Raw genomic sequence first — 16,907 nt, forward strand, 5'->3', positions numbered from 1 at the left:
ATCATCATTGTTGAGCCATAACCGGGTCCGCCTGCTTCGCTTCATCTCGCTCAGGTCGACGCGGAATGAACGACACGACCCAGGAAACCAGTGAAGTAAGTGACCGGAAAATTAATTTCACCGACGACGGGGCAAATTCTGCAAGGTGACGATAGCCACGGAACCCCAGCTTAAGAATATCCAGCAGGCTTTCCAGAGGCTTATCCTCAGGGAAGCTGTCCTGCCAGAGAGCCCACGTATCCGCGCGGGCAAACGTACACTGCACAAAATCAATGTGTTGCTTTTTGGTCAGCGGCATCAGTTGCAGACCCACTTCATTTCCTCTCACACGCACCACCTGCGTCGGGAAGACATACTCCTGCTGGCCGCGCTTAAGCAGTAGGTTGACCTTCTGCCCCTCCAGCACCTTCGCCTGACCGTTGATCTTGATACCCAGACCGCCATCCGAAAAGTCATGTACGGTACAGGAGAAGAGATGTCCATCGTCGCGGGCAATGGCCGCTGGCATGCTGATTTCGACGCGATGCGCGCGGCGAACCTGTTTGCTCTCCACCGATACCGCCACCGCGCCACCGAGGATAATCAGGTTATAAAACACCCACGCCATACTCACGAAGACCGTCAGAATTTCGTTTTCCGGGCCGTAGAAGTAGCGCCAGATCCCAACAATCACGCCCACAATATTCAGCAGCACCAGGAAGATATAGGGCCGGGAGATCACCCAGTCGACATACTCCTCTTCCACCAGCCCGCCCTTCGCGGTGACGTTGAATTTCCCTTTATGCGGGTTAATCAGCGCCACCATGGTTGGCGGCGCGATGTACCAGGCCAGCACCGTTTCGTAAATTTCACTCCAGAAGGAGTGGCGATATTTCCCCTGAATCTTCGAGTTCGTCAGGCTGGCGTGGATCATGTGCGGCAGAACGAACAAGGCAATCATCAGCGCAGGCGCATAGATGATGTAAGCGTGAAGGAGCAGGAACGCCAGCGGCGCAGTGAGGAAGATAAGCCGTGGAATACCGGACAGGAAGTGGAACATGGCGTTGACGTAGCACAGCCGTTGCGCCAGCTTCAGCCCTTTACCCATCAGTGGGTTATCGAGCCTGAAAATTTGCACCATGCCGCGGGCCCAGCGAATACGCTGGCCGATGTGCGCCGACAGGGATTCCGTGGCCAGCCCCGCCGCCTGAGGAATACGCATGTAGGCGGAGGTATAGCCAAGACGGTGCAGACGCAGCGAGGTGTGCGCATCTTCCGTGACCGTCTCGACGGCGATCCCGCCAATTTCATCCAGCGGTTTCCGGCGGATAACCGCACAGGAGCCGCAGAAGAACGTTGCGTCCCACATGTCGTTCCCGTCCTGCACGAGTCCATAGAACAGCGTGCCCTCGTTCGGGGTTTTACGAAAACGGCCGAGGTTACGTTCAAACGGGTCCGGCGAGAAGAAGTGGTGCGGCGTCTGCATCATCGCCAGCTCTTTCTCCTTCAGGAACCAGCCCATGGTCATTTGCAGGAACGAGCGCGTTGGCACGTGGTCGCAGTCGAAAATAGAGACGAACTCCCCTTTGGCATATTTCAGCGCATTGTTGATGTTACCGGCTTTCGCGTGTTCATGCGTGGTACGGGCGATGTACTCTACCCCCACTTCGTCCGCGAACTGGCGGAACTCGGCACGGCCACCGTCATCGAGGATCCAGATTTTGATTTTATCCTTCGGCCAGTCGATACCCAGCGCGGCGTAAATGGTGTTTTTTACCACCGACAGGTCTTCGTTGTAGGTCGGCACGAAGAGGTCCACCGTAGGCCACTGGGTCGTGTCTTTTGGCAGCGGCACCGGCTGTCTATTTAGCGGCCAGATAACCTGGAAGTAACCCAGCACCAGCACGATCCAGGCGTAAGTCTCAGCAAACAGCAGGACTAAGCCGCACACCAGGCTGACCGGATCGTCCCAGTTCAGGGTTGAGGTATATCGCCACCAGATGTAGCGGCAGGAAACGGTCAGCGATAGCACAATCAGCATCAGGGCAGAAAAACGCCCTGGTATGCGCCGCACCAGCAGCGCCACGCCCCACAGCAGGATCAGGAAGGTGAACTGCGCCAGCGGGTTGAAGGGCTGGGTAATACAGACCAGCGCAAGAATCAGCGAGAACACCACAACCACGCCGAGAATAAAACGCCGCAAGCCCGGGTGTAGGTGCCCGAGCTCTTTGTGGTTATCTAAATGACCCGTTTTGTCGCCCACCCGGTCAGGTAGCCGGTCAAGCCACTGGTGGTAGTGTTCACGCAGGTTCTGCACACGATCGAAGCTGCGCCAGCGGGACGTTTTTTTCTCCGCGCCCGTTGAGGTCGTTAGTAGCCAGATGGACTGAATAGCGTAGCGCGCGGGATCCAGCGGACGCGGCTTGTCAGGGTTGATATGCGGATAGAGTTCACCGTGGCGCGCACGAATGCGTTGCCAGCGGGGATGTTCGAGGGGGATGAACATCCACGCCAGAATCATCCACAAACAGCCCAGCGCAGCGCTCAGCGACGAGGCGCCGTGATGACGGTAATGGCGGTAGCGTTCACTTAAGCGCGAACTGACCGGCGGAATGAGCAGCCAGTTAGTCAGGCGGCTCATACTGAACTCCCGGCAGGCTCCGGCCGTTTAGCAAAGTGCAACAGACACCAGTTGGCCAGCGTCAGGATCTCTTCCGCCGCCAGTGAATCGCTACGGTACTCCCCGAGAGGTTGTTTGGACGCGAGGCACTCCGCCATCGCTTCGTCACGATGGATCACCATCGGCAACAGGCGGCGCTGACTCTGGAGCCAGACCTGGTAGAGATCGTCCTGGATCTGGCTGCCAATGCGCAGATCATTGATCAGAATATGGGCATTGGCAGGCATCGGCTGCTGATGCAGACGGATATGACAATTCGCATCTACGTTCGCGATGGAGAGCACATGGTCGCACTGCGCCAGCAGCTGGCGGGTCAGCGACGCGGCACCGTGCGGCAGGTCCAGTAGGATCCACTGATAGTGCCCGCTCTCTTTCAGGCTCTGCAATGCGGTGATGAAGCGAGAGAACAGGCGCTGGTACGCGGCTTCATTCCCGCGCTCGGTTTCGGTCAATTGACCAAAGGGAAGCAAATCGAGCTGGGAGGTATAACGCAAACCCGCATCCCGCCAGTCTTTATCGTCCAGAAGCGCGCGTCCCCAGCCGTTTGCATGCGTAAAGTCGACATTGAATGACATGCGCAGCAAATTATCGGAACAGGCATCAATGACCAGTACCGATTCACCTAATACCTGCAATGACCACGCCAGCGCCGCGGTAACGGAAGTTGTACCCACCCCACCACGGACGCCCTGTAATCCTAGTACAGCCATCAATGGCTTCCTTATTGTTGTTGGGCAAACTCAGCTAATAACGGCCAACGTTTAATAGCCGCCGCCAACTGTTCACGCTGGGAAATATCGGTGTAATCTATTTCAGGCAAAGAAAAAGCCTGCGTGAGTGCCAAAAAATCGTTCTGGAATGTGTAACCCAGACTTGAGTCGACTGGGGTTGCGGGTTCGTTATTTTGCATTCTTTTTTCATCCCTTTGAGTAAAATCATAAGATTCAGATGCAGCGAGGCGTCCTGCCATTAAATTTCATTTACATGCTAAATCTGATGTTCTTTAATTTCAATGTTAGGTTTATTTCTACGCTTTCGCTAGTAAACTGAGAGACATAGAAATTCGACGAAAAGAGGGACACCGTGGACTCCATATTTTCTATTGGCATCCAGTCATTATGGGACGAATTGCGCCACATGCCAGTCGGAGGAGTCTGGTGGGTTAATACGGATCGTAATGAAGATGCCATCAGTCTGGTAAACCAGACGATAGCGGCGCAGGGGAAGGATTCCCGCGTGGCCGTCATTACGATGGGCGAAGAGCCGAAGTCAATCATCAGACTCGACAGTGACCGTGGACCCCAGACAGTACGATTATTTTCCATGCCTGCGGAGGCTGACAGTCTATACTTTTTACCCCACGATATTCAGTGTTCTATTGTTCCTGAACACTATTTACTGATTCTAAAATGCTCTAATGATGGCCTGCAAAATATACCGTCTGAAAAGCTTCTGAAATGGCTGGGAAGAATCAACAGATGGGCAAAAAATCAAAATTGCACCTTATTGGTTGTTAACCCAGGCAGTAATAATGACAAGCTTTTTTCACTTTTAATGAGTGAATACCGTTCTCTCTATGGCCTGGCCAGTATTCGGGTCCAGACCGACAGCCATCTTTACGACGTGGCTTTCTGGTGCAATGAAAAAGGGGTGAGCTCCCGACAACAACTTACCCTCAAACAAGTCGGGGATGAGTGGCATCTTGCTCAACAGGAAGAGACGGTAGTTCAGCCACGCAGTGATGAAAAACGTGTTCTGAGCCATATTGCGGTACTGGAAGGTGCGCCTGCACTGTCTGAGCACTGGTCACTGTTCGATACCAATGAAGCCTTATTTGATGAGGCGCGCACCACGCAGGCGGCGACTATTATCTTCTCGTTGATCCAGAATAACCAAATCGAAACGCTGGCAAGGCACATTCACACATTACGTCGCCAGCGCGGCAGCGCGTTAAAAATTGTAGTGCGTGAAAATAATACCAGCCTGCGCGCCACCGATGAGCGCTTATTACTGGGCTGCGGCGCGAATATGGTCATTCCGTGGAATGCTCCCCTGTCGCGCTGTCTGACGCTGATCGAAAGCATCCAGGGCCAGCAGTTTAATCGACATGTTCCGGAAGATATCAGCACCCTGCTTTCAATGACGCAGCCGATGAAACTACGCGGCTACCAGAAATGGGACACCTTCTGCGATGCGGTAGGCAACATGATGAGCAATACGCTGTTACCGGCAGATGGAAAAGGGGTGATGGTTGCCCTGCGCCCCGTGCCGGGTATTCGTATTGAGCAGGCGCTCACTCTGTGCCGCCCTAACCGTATCGGGGACATCATGACCATTGGCGATAACCGCCTGGTACTGTTCCTCTCCTTCTGCCGGGTGAACGATCTGGATACTGCGCTTAACCATATCTTTCCGCTTCCTACTGCGGATATCTTCTCGAACCGCATGGTCTGGTTTGAAGATAACCTGATCGCCGCTGAGCTTGTCCAGATGCGTGCCCTGCCACCTGAAAAGTGGACCAAACCGTTGCCTGTCACAAGCAGTGCAAAACCGGTTCTGAACGCGAAACATGACGGGCATGTCTGGCGACGGGTACCTGAGCCGCTACGCTTACTGGATGAGAACAAGGAGAGCGCGCCATTATGAATATCAGCGATATCATCCAACTGGTTGTTCTGTGCGCGCTGATTTTTTTGCCGCTTGGCTACTATGCACGCCATTCCCTGCGCCGTATTCGCGATACGGTCAGATTACTGTTCGTCAAACCTCGCTATATTAAACCCGCCGGAACACTGACTCGCGCTCCGAACGTCAAGGCAAACCGAAAACATGACTAATTCTACCTATACCTCTTCGGCGCCCTCGCCACTCTGGCAATACTGGCGCGGCCTGTCCGGCTGGAATTTCTACTTTCTGGTGAAGTTTGGTCTGCTGTGGGCAGGCTATCTTAATTTCCACCCTCTGCTTAACCTGGTGTTTATGGCATTCCTGCTGATGCCAATCCCGAACCTCAGGCTGCACCGTATACGTCACTGGGTCGCTATCCCCATCGGTTTCGCCCTGTTCTGGCATGATACCTGGCTGCCCGGCCCTGAAAGCATCATGAGCCAGGGCTCCCAGGTCGCAGGTTTCAGTGCGGACTATATGCTCGATCTGGTTGAGCGCTTTATTAACTGGCAGATGATTGGCGCGGTATTTGTCCTGCTGGTCGCCTGGCTGTTCCTGTCTCAGTGGATCCGGGTGACGGTGTTTGTCGTCGCGATTATGATCTGGCTTAACGTCCTGACGCTGACGGGCCCGAGCTTCTCGCTGTGGCCAGCCGGTCAGCCGACGACAACCGTGACCACCACGGGCGGTTCCGCCGCCGCGACCGTTGCGACAGCAGGGGATACGCCTGTGGTTGGGGATATTCCTGCGCAGACTGCACCGCCGACATCCACTAACCTGAACGCGTGGCTCTCCAGTTTTTACGCTGCGGAAGATAAGCGTCAGACGAAATTCCCGGACGCGCTGCCTGCCGATGCTCAGCCGTTTGAGCTGCTGGTCATTAACATCTGTTCTCTGTCCTGGGCTGACGTTGACGCGGCTGGTTTGATGTCGCACCCGCTGTGGTCGCATTTCGATATTCAGTTTAAGGACTTCAACTCGGCCACGTCGTACAGCGGCCCGGCGGCTATCCGCCTGCTGCGCGCCAGCTGCGGACAGCCTTCGCATAAGAACCTCTACCAGCCGGCAGCTAACCAGTGTTATCTGTTTGATAACCTCGCAAAACTGGGCTTTACCCAGCACCTGATGATGGGCCATAACGGTCAGTTCGGTAACTTCCTGAAAGAAGTGCGTGAACAGGGTGGCATGCAGGCCCCGCTGATGGACCAGAAAGGGCTGCCGGTAACGTTGCTGGGCTTTGATGGCTCGCCGGTGTATGACGATACCGCCGTGCTTCAGCGCTGGTTAGATACCGTCGGCAAAGAGGAAAGGACACGTAGTGCGACGTTCTATAACACGCTGCCGCTGCACGACGGGAACCATTATCCCGGCGTGAGTAAAACGGCCGATTATAAGGCCCGTGCTCAGAAGTTCTTTGACGAGCTGAACGCGTTCTTCAACGAGCTGGAAAAATCAGGTCGCAAAGTGATGGTGGTGGTGGTACCAGAACACGGAGGGGCGCTGAAAGGCGACAGGATGCAGGTGTCTGGTCTGCGCGATATCCCAAGCCCGTCCATCACTAACGTTCCGGCCGGGATTAAGTTCTTTGGCATGAAGGCGCCGCATCAGGGAGCGCCCATTGAAATCACCCAGCCAAGCAGCTATCTGGCTATCTCGGAACTGGTTGCTCGCGCTGTAGACGGTAAGCTGTTTGTGGAAGATAGCGTGAACTGGGATCAGCTCACCAGCGGGCTGCCGCAGACGGCGGAGGTATCGGAAAACGCCAATGCGGTGGTGATCCAGTATCAGAATAAGCCTTATGTCCGACTGAATGCCGGGGATTGGGTGCCGTATCCGCAGTGATGACCTGCTACACCCTCTCCCCTGTGGGGAGAGGGTTACTCCGCACTTCGTAACGAAATTTCACCGCCCACCCAGGGCTTAATCACGCCATCCTGTTCAAGAAGCAACGCGCCCTGCGCGTCAATGCCGCGTGATGTGCCGTAAATCTCTTTATCCCCAATCAGCAGCTTCACCGGTCGGTTAATAAAGTTATCCAGCTTTTCCCAGCGGGACAGGAATGGCGCTAACCCCTCTTGTTCAAAGAGCGTCAGCGAACTACGCAACTCATTGATCATGCGGACGGCAAGCGTATTGCGATCGATGGTGATCCCCGCTTCCTGCAAGTTGGTCCAGGCCTGGTTCACGACATCGTTCTGCACGTTTCGCATCACCATGTTCAGTCCCGCCCCAATGACGATCTGTGCGGCATCGCCTGTTTTTCCCGTCAGTTCAACCAGGATCCCCGCCAGCTTTCGATCGTTGAGATACAGATCGTTGGGCCATTTTACCCGCACCTGATCGGCACCCAGATCGTGCAGCACCTCTGCCATCACAATGCCGATGACCAGGCTCAGCCCGATGGCCGCAGCTGGCCCCTGTTCAAGCCGCCAGTACATGGAAAGGTAGAGGTTGGCGCCAAATGGTGAGAACCACTTACGCCCCCGGCGGCCACGTCCTGCCTGTTGGTACTCGGCAACGCAGGCATCACCGGATTTCAGCTCGCTCAGGCGATCCAGCAGATACTGGTTCGTCGAATCAATGACCGGCAATACCGCGACGTTACCGTGCCCAATCTGGCTGCGGATGACCTCTTCATTCAGTAACTGGATCGGTTCCGGCAGGCTGTAGCCTTTTCCCGGCACCGTAAACACATCCACGCCCCAGTCGCGGAGCGTTTGAATATGCTTATTGATCGCAGCACGGCTCATGCCCAGCTGTTCGCCCAGCTGCTCGCCAGAATGAAACTCGCCATCGGCAAGGATACCGATGAGAGTTAACGGGATAGTATTGTCCTTCACGCAATGGTCTCCACGGCATTCACTTCGCCCGTTCGGCCAATAAAGCGAACTTCAGGCTCCAGCCAGACGTTGAATTTTTCGCCCACGCGCTGGCGAACATGATGCGCCAGGTTGACGACATCCTCACTTGTCGCGTTGGACTGGTTGATCAGTACCAGCGCCTGCTGACGATGAACAGCAGCGCCACCAAGAGTCGTACCTTTTAATTCACACTGATCGATAAGCCAGCCTGCGGCCAGCTTCACGCTACCATCCGCCTGAGGATAATGCGGGGCCGTTGGCCAGCCGGCGAGAAACGCTTTTGCATTTTCGCTGCTGATCACCGGGTTTTTGAAGAAACTACCCGCATTTCCGTTTACTTTCGGGTCCGGGAGCTTGGTCATTCGCATGTGGCATACGGAATCAAATACCTCACGCGGTGTGACGGTAGCCGGGTCGAGACGGGTCAGATCGCCGTAAGTCAGAACGGGTTTCCAGGCTTTCGCCAGGCGCAGGCCAACGGCCACAATGACGAAACGATCCTGATAGTCGTGCTTGAAAATGCTGTCGCGATAGCCAAAGCGGCACTGCTCTGCGGTCAGGCGCTTCGCCGTTCCGGTCGCGAGTTCGATGCAGTCGACATATTCGCAGACGTGTTTCAGTTCGATGCCGTAGGCACCGATGTTTTGAATAGGAGATGATCCTGCACAGCCCGGGATCATGGCCAGGTTTTCCAGCCCTGGCATCCCTTTTTCAAGGGTATATTGCACCAGATGGTGCCAGTTCTCGCCAGCACCCACGTGTAAATGCCAGCTTTCAGCGCTCTCTTTACGCTCAATCCCCATGATGCGATTGACGATTACCGTCCCCACAAAATCATCGAGAAACAGGACATTACTTCCTTCGCCCAGAATAAGTACGGGTTCACCGTTTTCTGTTGCGTTTTGCCATGCATTCAGCAACTGCTGAGCACTCTCGGCACGTACAATTTGATTAGCATTCCGTTGAATACCAAAGGTATTCCAGGGCTTAAGGGAGTGATTCATAGACGCTATCCTGATGCAAAAACCGGGATAGTTTACCGTATATATGGGGGGATAGGTGATTTGTTTATGGAAAGGAAGCAGGTGCAGAAACGCAAAAAGGCCATCCTTCCGGATGGCCTCTTCACTTGTTTGATGCCTGGCAGTTCCCTACTCTCACATGGGGAGACCCCACACTACCATCGGCGCTACGGCGTTTCACTTCTGAGTTCGGCATGGGGTCAGGTGGGACCACCGCGCTAAAGCCGCCAGGCAAATTCTTGTGCTCTGTCCTGTGTCTTTCGCACTGATACTGCGTTGGCTGCTTTCGTAAAGTCAGTCACATACCTCAGTATGCTCCTTCCTTTCCTTCGTTTGCCGCCTTGTCTCAGCGCAAAATCCTTCGGACTCTGAATCTAAGCTGAAAATCGTGTCTGTCTCTTTCGCCAAAACACCTTCGGCGTTGTAAGGTTAAGCCTCACGGTTCATTAGTATCGGTTAGCTCAACGCATCGCTGCGCTTACACACCCGACCTATCAACGTCATAGTCTTTAACGTTCCTTCAGGAGACTTAAAGTCTCAGGGAGAACTCATCTCGGGGCAAGTTTCGTGCTTAGATGCTTTCAGCACTTATCTCTTCCGCATTTAGCTACCGGGCAGTGCCATTGGCATGACAACCCGAACACCAGTGATGCGTCCACTCCGGTCCTCTCGTACTAGGAGCAGCCCCCCTCAATTCTCCAGCGCCCACGGCAGATAGGGACCGAACTGTCTCACGACGTTCTAAACCCAGCTCGCGTACCACTTTAAATGGCGAACAGCCATACCCTTGGGACCTACTTCAGCCCCAGGATGTGATGAGCCGACATCGAGGTGCCAAACACCGCCGTCGATATGAACTCTTGGGCGGTATCAGCCTGTTATCCCCGGAGTACCTTTTATCCGTTGAGCGATGGCCCTTCCATTCAGAACCACCGGATCACTATGACCTGCTTTCGCACCTGCTCGCGCCGTCACGCTCGCAGTCAAGCTGGCTTATGCCATTGCACTAACCTCCTGATGTCCGACCAGGATTAGCCAACCTTCGTGCTCCTCCGTTACTCTTTGGGAGGAGACCGCCCCAGTCAAACTACCCACCAGACACTGTCCGCAACCCGGATTACGGGTCCACGTTAGAACACCAGCCATTAAAGGGTGGTATTTCAAGGTTGGCTCCACGCAGACTGGCGTCCACGCTTCAAAGCCTCCCACCTATCCTACACATCAAGGACCAGTGTTCAGTGTCAAGCTATAGTAAAGGTTCACGGGGTCTTTCCGTCTTGCCGCGGGTACACTGCATCTTCACAGCGAGTTCAATTTCACTGAGTCTCGGGTGGAGACAGCCTGGCCATCATTACGCCATTCGTGCAGGTCGGAACTTACCCGACAAGGAATTTCGCTACCTTAGGACCGTTATAGTTACGGCCGCCGTTTACCGGGGCTTCGATCAAGAGCTTCGCGTTGCCGCTAACCCCATCAATTAACCTTCCGGCACCGGGCAGGCGTCACACCGTATACGTCCACTTTCGTGTTTGCACAGTGCTGTGTTTTTAATAAACAGTTGCAGCCAGCTGGTATCTTCGACTGATTTCAGCTCCGCCCGCAGGGGCTTCACCTACATATCAGCGTGCCTTCTCCCGAAGTTACGGCACCATTTTGCCTAGTTCCTTCACCCGAGTTCTCTCAAGCGCCTTGGTATTCTCTACCTGACCACCTGTGTCGGTTTGGGGTACGATTTCGTGTTACCTGATGCTTAGAGGCTTTTCCTGGAAGCAGGGCATTTATCACTTCAGCACCGTAGTGCCTCGTCATCACACCTCAGCGTTAATAAGGTACCGGATTTACCTGGAACCTCCGCCTACATGCTTAAACCGGGACAACCGTCGCCCGGCTGACATAGCCTTCTCCGTCCCCCCTTCGCAGTAACACCAAGTACAGGAATATTAACCTGTTTCCCATCGACTACGCCTTTCGGCCTCGCCTTAGGGGTCGACTCACCCTGCCCCGATTAACGTTGGACAGGAACCCTTGGTCTTCCGGCGAGCGGGCTTTTCACCCGCTTTATCGTTACTTATGTCAGCATTCGCACTTCTGATACCTCCAGCATGCCTCACAGCACACCTTCAACGGCTTACAGAACGCTCCCCTACCCAACAACGCATAAGCGTCGCTGCCGCAGCTTCGGTGCATGGTTTAGCCCCGTTACATCTTCCGCGCAGGCCGACTCGACCAGTGAGCTATTACGCTTTCTTTAAATGATGGCTGCTTCTAAGCCAACATCCTGGCTGTCTGTGCCTTCCCACATCGTTTCCCACTTAACCATGACTTTGGGACCTTAGCTGGCGGTCTGGGTTGTTTCCCTCTTCACGACGGACGTTAGCACCCGCCGTGTGTCTCCCGTGATAACATTCTTCGGTATTCGTAGTTTGCATCGGGTTGGTAAGCCGGGATGGCCCCCTAGCCGAAACAGTGCTCTACCCCCGAAGATGAGTTCACGAGGCGCTACCTAAATAGCTTTCGGGGAGAACCAGCTATCTCCCGGTTTGATTGGCCTTTCACCCCCAGCCACAGGTCATCCGCTAATTTTTCAACATTAGTCGGTTCGGTCCTCCAGTTAGTGTTACCCAACCTTCAACCTGCCCATGGCTAGATCACCGGGTTTCGGGTCTATACCCTGCAACTTAACGCCCAGTTAAGACTCGGTTTCCCTTCGGCTCCCCTATACGGTTAACCTTGCTACAGAATATAAGTCGCTGACCCATTATACAAAAGGTACGCAGTCACCCCATAAAGAGGCTCCCACTGCTTGTACGTACACGGTTTCAGGTTCTTTTTCACTCCCCTCGCCGGGGTTCTTTTCGCCTTTCCCTCACGGTACTGGTTCACTATCGGTCAGTCAGGAGTATTTAGCCTTGGAGGATGGTCCCCCCATATTCAGACAGGATACCACGTGTCCCGCCCTACTCTTCGAGTTCACAGCATGTGTGCTTTCGTGTACGGGACTATCACCCTGTACCGTCGGACTTTCCAGACCGTTCCACTAACACACAAGCTGATTCAGACTCCGGGCTGCTCCCCGTTCGCTCGCCGCTACTGGGGGAATCTCGGTTGATTTCTTTTCCTCGGGGTACTTAGATGTTTCAGTTCCCCCGGTTCGCCTCGTTAACCTATGTATTCAGTTAACGATAGTGCAACGGATTGCACTGGGTTTCCCCATTCGGACATCGCCGGGTCAAGGGTTCATATCACCTCGCCGGCGCTTTTCGCAGATTAGCACGTCCTTCATCGCCTCTGACTGCCAGGGCATCCACCGTGTACGCTTAGTCGCTTAACCTCACAACCCGAAGATGTTTCACTTCTGATTGCGAAAATTTGAGAGACTCGAACACACATGAGCTGTGTGTCGTTTCAATTTTCAGCTTGATCCAGATTTTTAAAGAGCAAAACTTCGCAGTGCACCTTTTCAGGTTCACTCTGAAGTTTTCTTGTGTTCGCAGTAAAAGATGGTGGAGCTATGCGGGATCGAACCGCAGACCTCCTGCGTGCAAGGCAGGCGCTCTCCCAGCTGAGCTATAGCCCCATCGTTTACAACCTCTTCAAATTTGCGAAGCAAATTTGGTAGGCCTGAGTGGACTTGAACCACCGACCTCACCCTTATCAGGGGTGCGCTCTAACCACCTGAGCTACAAGCCTGTAGAGGTTTTTTACTGCTGTTTTTCATCAGACAATCTGTGTGAGCACTACAAAGGCAGGTTCTTTAAGGTAAGGAGGTGATCCAACCGCAGGTTCCCCTACGGTTACCTTGTTACGACTTCACCCCAGTCATGAATCACAAAGTGGTAAGCGCCCTCCCGAAGGTTAAGCTACCTACTTCTTTTGCAACCCACTCCCATGGTGTGACGGGCGGTGTGTACAAGGCCCGGGAACGTATTCACCGTGGCATTCTGATCCACGATTACTAGCGATTCCGACTTCATGGAGTCGAGTTGCAGACTCCAATCCGGACTACGACGCACTTTATGAGGTCCGCTTGCTCTCGCGAGGTCGCTTCTCTTTGTATGCGCCATTGTAGCACGTGTGTAGCCCTACTCGTAAGGGCCATGATGACTTGACGTCATCCCCACCTTCCTCCAGTTTATCACTGGCAGTCTCCTTTGAGTTCCCGGCCGGACCGCTGGCAACAAAGGATAAGGGTTGCGCTCGTTGCGGGACTTAACCCAACATTTCACAACACGAGCTGACGACAGCCATGCAGCACCTGTCTCAGAGTTCCCGAAGGCACCAAAGCATCTCTGCTAAGTTCTCTGGATGTCAAGAGTAGGTAAGGTTCTTCGCGTTGCATCGAATTAAACCACATGCTCCACCGCTTGTGCGGGCCCCCGTCAATTCATTTGAGTTTTAACCTTGCGGCCGTACTCCCCAGGCGGTCGACTTAACGCGTTAGCTCCGGAAGCCACGCCTCAAGGGCACAACCTCCAAGTCGACATCGTTTACGGCGTGGACTACCAGGGTATCTAATCCTGTTTGCTCCCCACGCTTTCGCACCTGAGCGTCAGTCTTTGTCCAGGGGGCCGCCTTCGCCACCGGTATTCCTCCAGATCTCTACGCATTTCACCGCTACACCTGGAATTCTACCCCCCTCTACAAGACTCTAGCCTGCCAGTTTCGAATGCAGTTCCCAGGTTGAGCCCGGGGATTTCACATCCGACTTGACAGACCGCCTGCGTGCGCTTTACGCCCAGTAATTCCGATTAACGCTTGCACCCTCCGTATTACCGCGGCTGCTGGCACGGAGTTAGCCGGTGCTTCTTCTGCGGGTAACGTCAATCGACAAGGTTATTAACCTTATCGCCTTCCTCCCCGCTGAAAGTACTTTACAACCCGAAGGCCTTCTTCATACACGCGGCATGGCTGCATCAGGCTTGCGCCCATTGTGCAATATTCCCCACTGCTGCCTCCCGTAGGAGTCTGGACCGTGTCTCAGTTCCAGTGTGGCTGGTCATCCTCTCAGACCAGCTAGGGATCGTCGCCTAGGTGAGCCGTTACCCCACCTACTAGCTAATCCCATCTGGGCACATCCGATGGCAAGAGGCCCGAAGGTCCCCCTCTTTGGTCTTGCGACGTTATGCGGTATTAGCTACCGTTTCCAGTAGTTATCCCCCTCCATCAGGCAGTTTCCCAGACATTACTCACCCGTCCGCCACTCGTCAGCAAAGCAGCAAGCTGCTTCCTGTTACCGTTCGACTTGCATGTGTTAGGCCTGCCGCCAGCGTTCAATCTGAGCCATGATCAAACTCTTCAATTTAAGTTTGATGCTCGTGAATTAAACTTCGTAATGAATTACGTATGTTCACTCAGAGACTTGGTATTCATTTAGTGTCCGAAGACATTAAGAATCCATGTCACTTTGAGTGCCCACACAGATTGTCTGATAAATTGTTAAAGAGCAGTGCCGCTTCGTTTTCGCTGCGGCGCGGGGTGTGCATATTACGCTTTCCCGCTTCAGAGTCAAGCGTTTGTTTTGCTTTTCTCTGCTGACCCGGCGGCTTGCGTGCCGTTGTTCCGTGTCAGTGGAGGCGCATTATAGGGAGTTCTTCTGAAGTGACAAGCACTAAATACAAAAAACTTTTCGTTCGCTCACTTTTCAAACTCAACGCTTATTTATCCCGCGCATCGTCCGTTAAACGCGCAATTTCACGGGCAAAACTGGCGACCTGGGCCCAGTCGGTATAAACCACTTCTTTACGCGTATCCGTTTCCCCGCCCGTCATTTTCATGATCAGGCGGATCATAAAGCGGTCATACCAGCGGTAACGCGGGTAACGCAGCGCGCCAGCAAAGACAGAACAGATATTGGGCTGCCATGGCGAACTCAGCAAAAACTTGCGCGTATAGCTGTTGGTCTGCGGCGTACGCTTCTCCGCTTTACGGGCAACCAGGTTGACCGAGTAAAACGCGCCAGGCAGTTGAGCGAGCTCCGCCGTATGCTTTTTCACAAAGCGATCCAGCGCCGGATGGAAATGGCCGTAACGAATTGAAGCGCCAATGACCACGCGGTCGTAATCCTGCCAGGCAATCTGCTCTGTGCGATTCAGGTTCACCACATCAGAATAAATGCCCAGCTCTTTGAGTTCAGAAGCCAGATATGAAGCAATCTCACGCGTTTGTCCGTCACGCGTTGAGAAAAGAATTAACGTTTTCACCAATGTCTCCTTACTCACGCCAGAATGTTGGGGTAAACAGCACCAGCAGCGTAAAGACCTCAAGACGCCCAAACAGCATATTGGCGATTAAGATCCACTTCGCCACCGGGTTCATACTGGCGAAGTTATCCGCCACGACGCCCAGCCCCGGCCCCAGGTTGTTTAACGTTGCCACCACAGAGGCGAAGGCAGAGAAATCATCCACGCCCGTGGCGATAATCGCCAGCATACTAACAATAAAGACCAGCGCATAAGCGGAGAAGAATCCCCACACCGCTTCGAGGATGCGCTCCGGCAGCGCGCGGTTCCCCAGCTTAATACTGTAAACCGCATTCGGGTGGACCAGACGTTTAAGCTCACGGTTCCCCTGCTTGAACAGCAGCAGGATGCGGATCACCTTCAGACCGCCGCCCGTTGACCCGGCGCAACCGCCGATAAACGCAGAGCACAACAGCAGCACCGGCAGGAACAGTGGCCAACGCGCAATACTGTCCGTGGTGAAACCGGCGGTTGTCGCCATCGATACCACCTGGAAGAAGGCCTGGTTCAGGGTCGTGACCGCCGAGTTATAAACATCGTGGAACCACAGTACCAGGGTACAGATAACCACCAGGGTCAGCTGGACGCCAATAAACATCCGGAATTCCGGGTCGCGCCAGTACACCTTCAGGCTCCGTCCGCTAAGCAACGAGAAGTGTAGACCGTAGTTACAGCCTGAGATCAGCAAAAAGATGGCAATGATGGTATTGATTGTCGGGCTGTCGAAGTAGCCGACGCTGGCATCGTGGGTGGAGAACCCGCCGATAGCAATAGTCGCAAAGCTGTGCCCGATGGCATCAAACGCAGGCATCCCGGCAAACCACAGCGCCAGCGCGCAGGCCACCGTCAGCAGGACATAGATAAGCCACAGGGTTTTCGCCGTCTCCGCAATACGCGGGCGCATCTTGTTATCTTTCAGCGGGCCGGGCATCTCCGCCCGGTAAAGCTGCATCCCCCCGACGCCCAGAATCGGCAGGATAGCCACCGCCAGGACGATGATCCCCATACCGCCGAACCACTGGAGCATCTGCCGGTAAAAGAGAATCGCATGCGGGAGCGAATCCAGCCCCACAAGCGTGGTGGCGCCGGTGGTCGTTAATCCGGAGAACGATTCAAAAAACGCATCCGTGACGGTGAGATTCGGTTGTTCGGAGAAGATAAACGGCAGCGCACCCACGCTTCCCAGTACCGTCCAGAACAGGACCACAATCAGAAACCCCTCCCGTGATTTCAGTTCACCTTTCTCACGGCGGTTTGGCCACCACAGCAGGGAGCCAATCGTCAGCGCGACAAAAAAGGTTTGCGTAAATGCACGCCCCGCGCCGTCCCGGTAGATGAGCGCCACCAGTCCGGGAATGATCATTGTCCCGGAGAAAAGTATGACCAGCAATCCAACGATTCGGGTAATGGCACGAAAATGCATCTCTGCCGCTTCCTTAGGTATTCAAAATTGTGAGGT

General features: G+C 54.2%; 10 protein-coding genes, 2 tRNA genes and 3 rRNA genes. 3 read left to right on the forward strand and 12 right to left on the reverse strand.

Annotated elements, in window-relative coordinates:
* Positions 1-4 precede the first annotated feature (4 nt).
* From bcsA to bcsR, 3 genes are read right to left on the reverse strand one after another with little or no spacing between them, the layout of a single operon-like run.
* Positions 5-2,620, reverse strand: coding sequence for a UDP-forming cellulose synthase catalytic subunit (gene bcsA, locus RS584_RS22110; RefSeq protein ID WP_023295581.1), 2,616 nt, complete (start codon positions 2,618-2,620; stop codon positions 5-7).
* Positions 2,617-3,369, reverse strand: a complete 753-nt coding sequence (gene bcsQ / locus RS584_RS22115) for a cellulose biosynthesis protein BcsQ (RefSeq protein ID WP_003861177.1) — start codon at positions 3,367-3,369, stop codon at positions 2,617-2,619. Before bcsQ ends, bcsA begins: the two co-directional genes overlap by 4 nt.
* 11 nt (positions 3,370-3,380) lie before the next feature.
* Positions 3,381-3,569 (reverse strand): cellulose biosynthesis protein BcsR, encoded by a 189-nt coding sequence (gene bcsR / locus RS584_RS22120; protein ID WP_003861175.1) that lies wholly within the window; start codon positions 3,567-3,569, stop codon positions 3,381-3,383.
* A 173-nt stretch (positions 3,570-3,742) separates the two neighbouring features.
* Here bcsR and bcsE point away from each other — a divergent pair, with 173 nt between their 5' ends.
* From bcsE to bcsG, 3 genes are read left to right on the forward strand one after another with little or no spacing between them, the layout of a single operon-like run.
* On the forward strand, positions 3,743-5,305 hold the full coding sequence (bcsE, locus tag RS584_RS22125) for a cellulose biosynthesis c-di-GMP-binding protein BcsE (protein WP_315748643.1): 1,563 nt from the start codon (positions 3,743-3,745) through the stop codon (positions 5,303-5,305).
* Positions 5,302-5,496, forward strand: a complete 195-nt coding sequence (gene bcsF / locus RS584_RS22130) for a cellulose biosynthesis protein BcsF (RefSeq protein ID WP_006808586.1) — start codon at positions 5,302-5,304, stop codon at positions 5,494-5,496. Before bcsE ends, bcsF begins: the two co-directional genes overlap by 4 nt.
* Positions 5,489-7,168, forward strand: coding sequence for a cellulose biosynthesis protein BcsG (bcsG, locus tag RS584_RS22135; RefSeq protein ID WP_045907588.1), 1,680 nt, complete (start codon positions 5,489-5,491; stop codon positions 7,166-7,168). Before bcsF ends, bcsG begins: the two co-directional genes overlap by 8 nt.
* A 35-nt stretch (positions 7,169-7,203) precedes the next feature.
* Here bcsG and birA read toward each other — a convergent pair whose 3' ends face one another.
* The 9 genes from birA to trkH form a co-directional block, all read right to left on the reverse strand.
* Positions 7,204-8,166 carry a bifunctional biotin--[acetyl-CoA-carboxylase] ligase/biotin operon repressor BirA gene (gene birA / locus RS584_RS22140; protein WP_017384195.1) on the reverse strand — a complete coding sequence of 321 codons (963 nt, stop codon included), beginning with the start codon at positions 8,164-8,166 and terminating at the stop codon, positions 7,204-7,206.
* Positions 8,163-9,191: a UDP-N-acetylmuramate dehydrogenase gene (gene murB, locus RS584_RS22145; protein WP_315748644.1), complete on the reverse strand. Its 1,029-nt coding sequence runs from the start codon at positions 9,189-9,191 to the stop codon at positions 8,163-8,165. The genes birA and murB overlap by 4 nt, the downstream gene beginning before the upstream one ends.
* A gap of 134 nt (positions 9,192-9,325) precedes the next feature.
* A 5S ribosomal RNA gene (gene rrf / locus RS584_RS22150) occupies positions 9,326-9,441 on the reverse strand.
* Between the two features lie 193 nt (positions 9,442-9,634).
* Positions 9,635-12,540, reverse strand: a 23S ribosomal RNA gene (locus RS584_RS22155).
* Positions 12,541-12,710: 170 nt separating this feature from the next.
* Positions 12,711-12,786: transfer RNA gene (locus RS584_RS22160), tRNA-Ala, on the reverse strand.
* A gap of 36 nt (positions 12,787-12,822) precedes the next feature.
* Positions 12,823-12,899, reverse strand: a tRNA-Ile gene (locus tag RS584_RS22165).
* Positions 12,900-12,969: 70 nt separating this feature from the next.
* Positions 12,970-14,511: ribosomal RNA gene (locus RS584_RS22170) — 16S ribosomal RNA — on the reverse strand.
* The 16S, 23S and 5S rRNA genes sit together here with 2 tRNA genes alongside, the layout of an rRNA operon.
* A gap of 352 nt (positions 14,512-14,863) precedes the next feature.
* The gene (gene hemG, locus RS584_RS22175; protein ID WP_315748645.1) at positions 14,864-15,409 is read right to left on the reverse strand and encodes a menaquinone-dependent protoporphyrinogen IX dehydrogenase; all 546 of its coding nucleotides are present in this window, start codon (positions 15,407-15,409) and stop codon (positions 14,864-14,866) included.
* Positions 15,410-15,419: 10 nt separating this feature from the next.
* Positions 15,420-16,871 (reverse strand): Trk system potassium transporter TrkH, encoded by a 1,452-nt coding sequence (trkH, locus tag RS584_RS22180; protein ID WP_006808591.1) that lies wholly within the window; start codon positions 16,869-16,871, stop codon positions 15,420-15,422.
* Positions 16,872-16,907 lie beyond the last annotated feature (36 nt).

It is taken from the genome of Enterobacter sp. DTU_2021_1002640_1_SI_PRY_ASU_LCPMC_013 (assembly GCF_032389435.1).
GTDB classification, from domain to species: Bacteria; Pseudomonadota; Gammaproteobacteria; order Enterobacterales; family Enterobacteriaceae; genus Enterobacter; species Enterobacter hormaechei_C.

Excerpts from the sequence above, each read along its gene's own strand:
- bcsA (WP_023295581.1), bottom strand. The coding sequence starts at position 2,620 with ATGAGCCGCCTGACTAACTGGCTGCTCATTCCGCCGGTCAGTTCGCGC.
- bcsQ (WP_003861177.1), bottom strand. The coding sequence starts at position 3,369 with ATGGCTGTACTAGGATTACAGGGCGTCCGTGGTGGGGTGGGTACAACT.
- bcsR (WP_003861175.1), bottom strand. The coding sequence starts at position 3,569 with ATGCAAAATAACGAACCCGCAACCCCAGTCGACTCAAGTCTGGGTTAC.
- bcsF (WP_006808586.1), top strand. The coding sequence starts at position 5,302 with ATGAATATCAGCGATATCATCCAACTGGTTGTTCTGTGCGCGCTGATT.
- bcsG (WP_045907588.1), top strand. The coding sequence starts at position 5,489 with ATGACTAATTCTACCTATACCTCTTCGGCGCCCTCGCCACTCTGGCAA.
- murB (WP_315748644.1), bottom strand. The coding sequence starts at position 9,191 with ATGAATCACTCCCTTAAGCCCTGGAATACCTTTGGTATTCAACGGAAT.
- trkH (WP_006808591.1), bottom strand. The coding sequence starts at position 16,871 with ATGCATTTTCGTGCCATTACCCGAATCGTTGGATTGCTGGTCATACTT.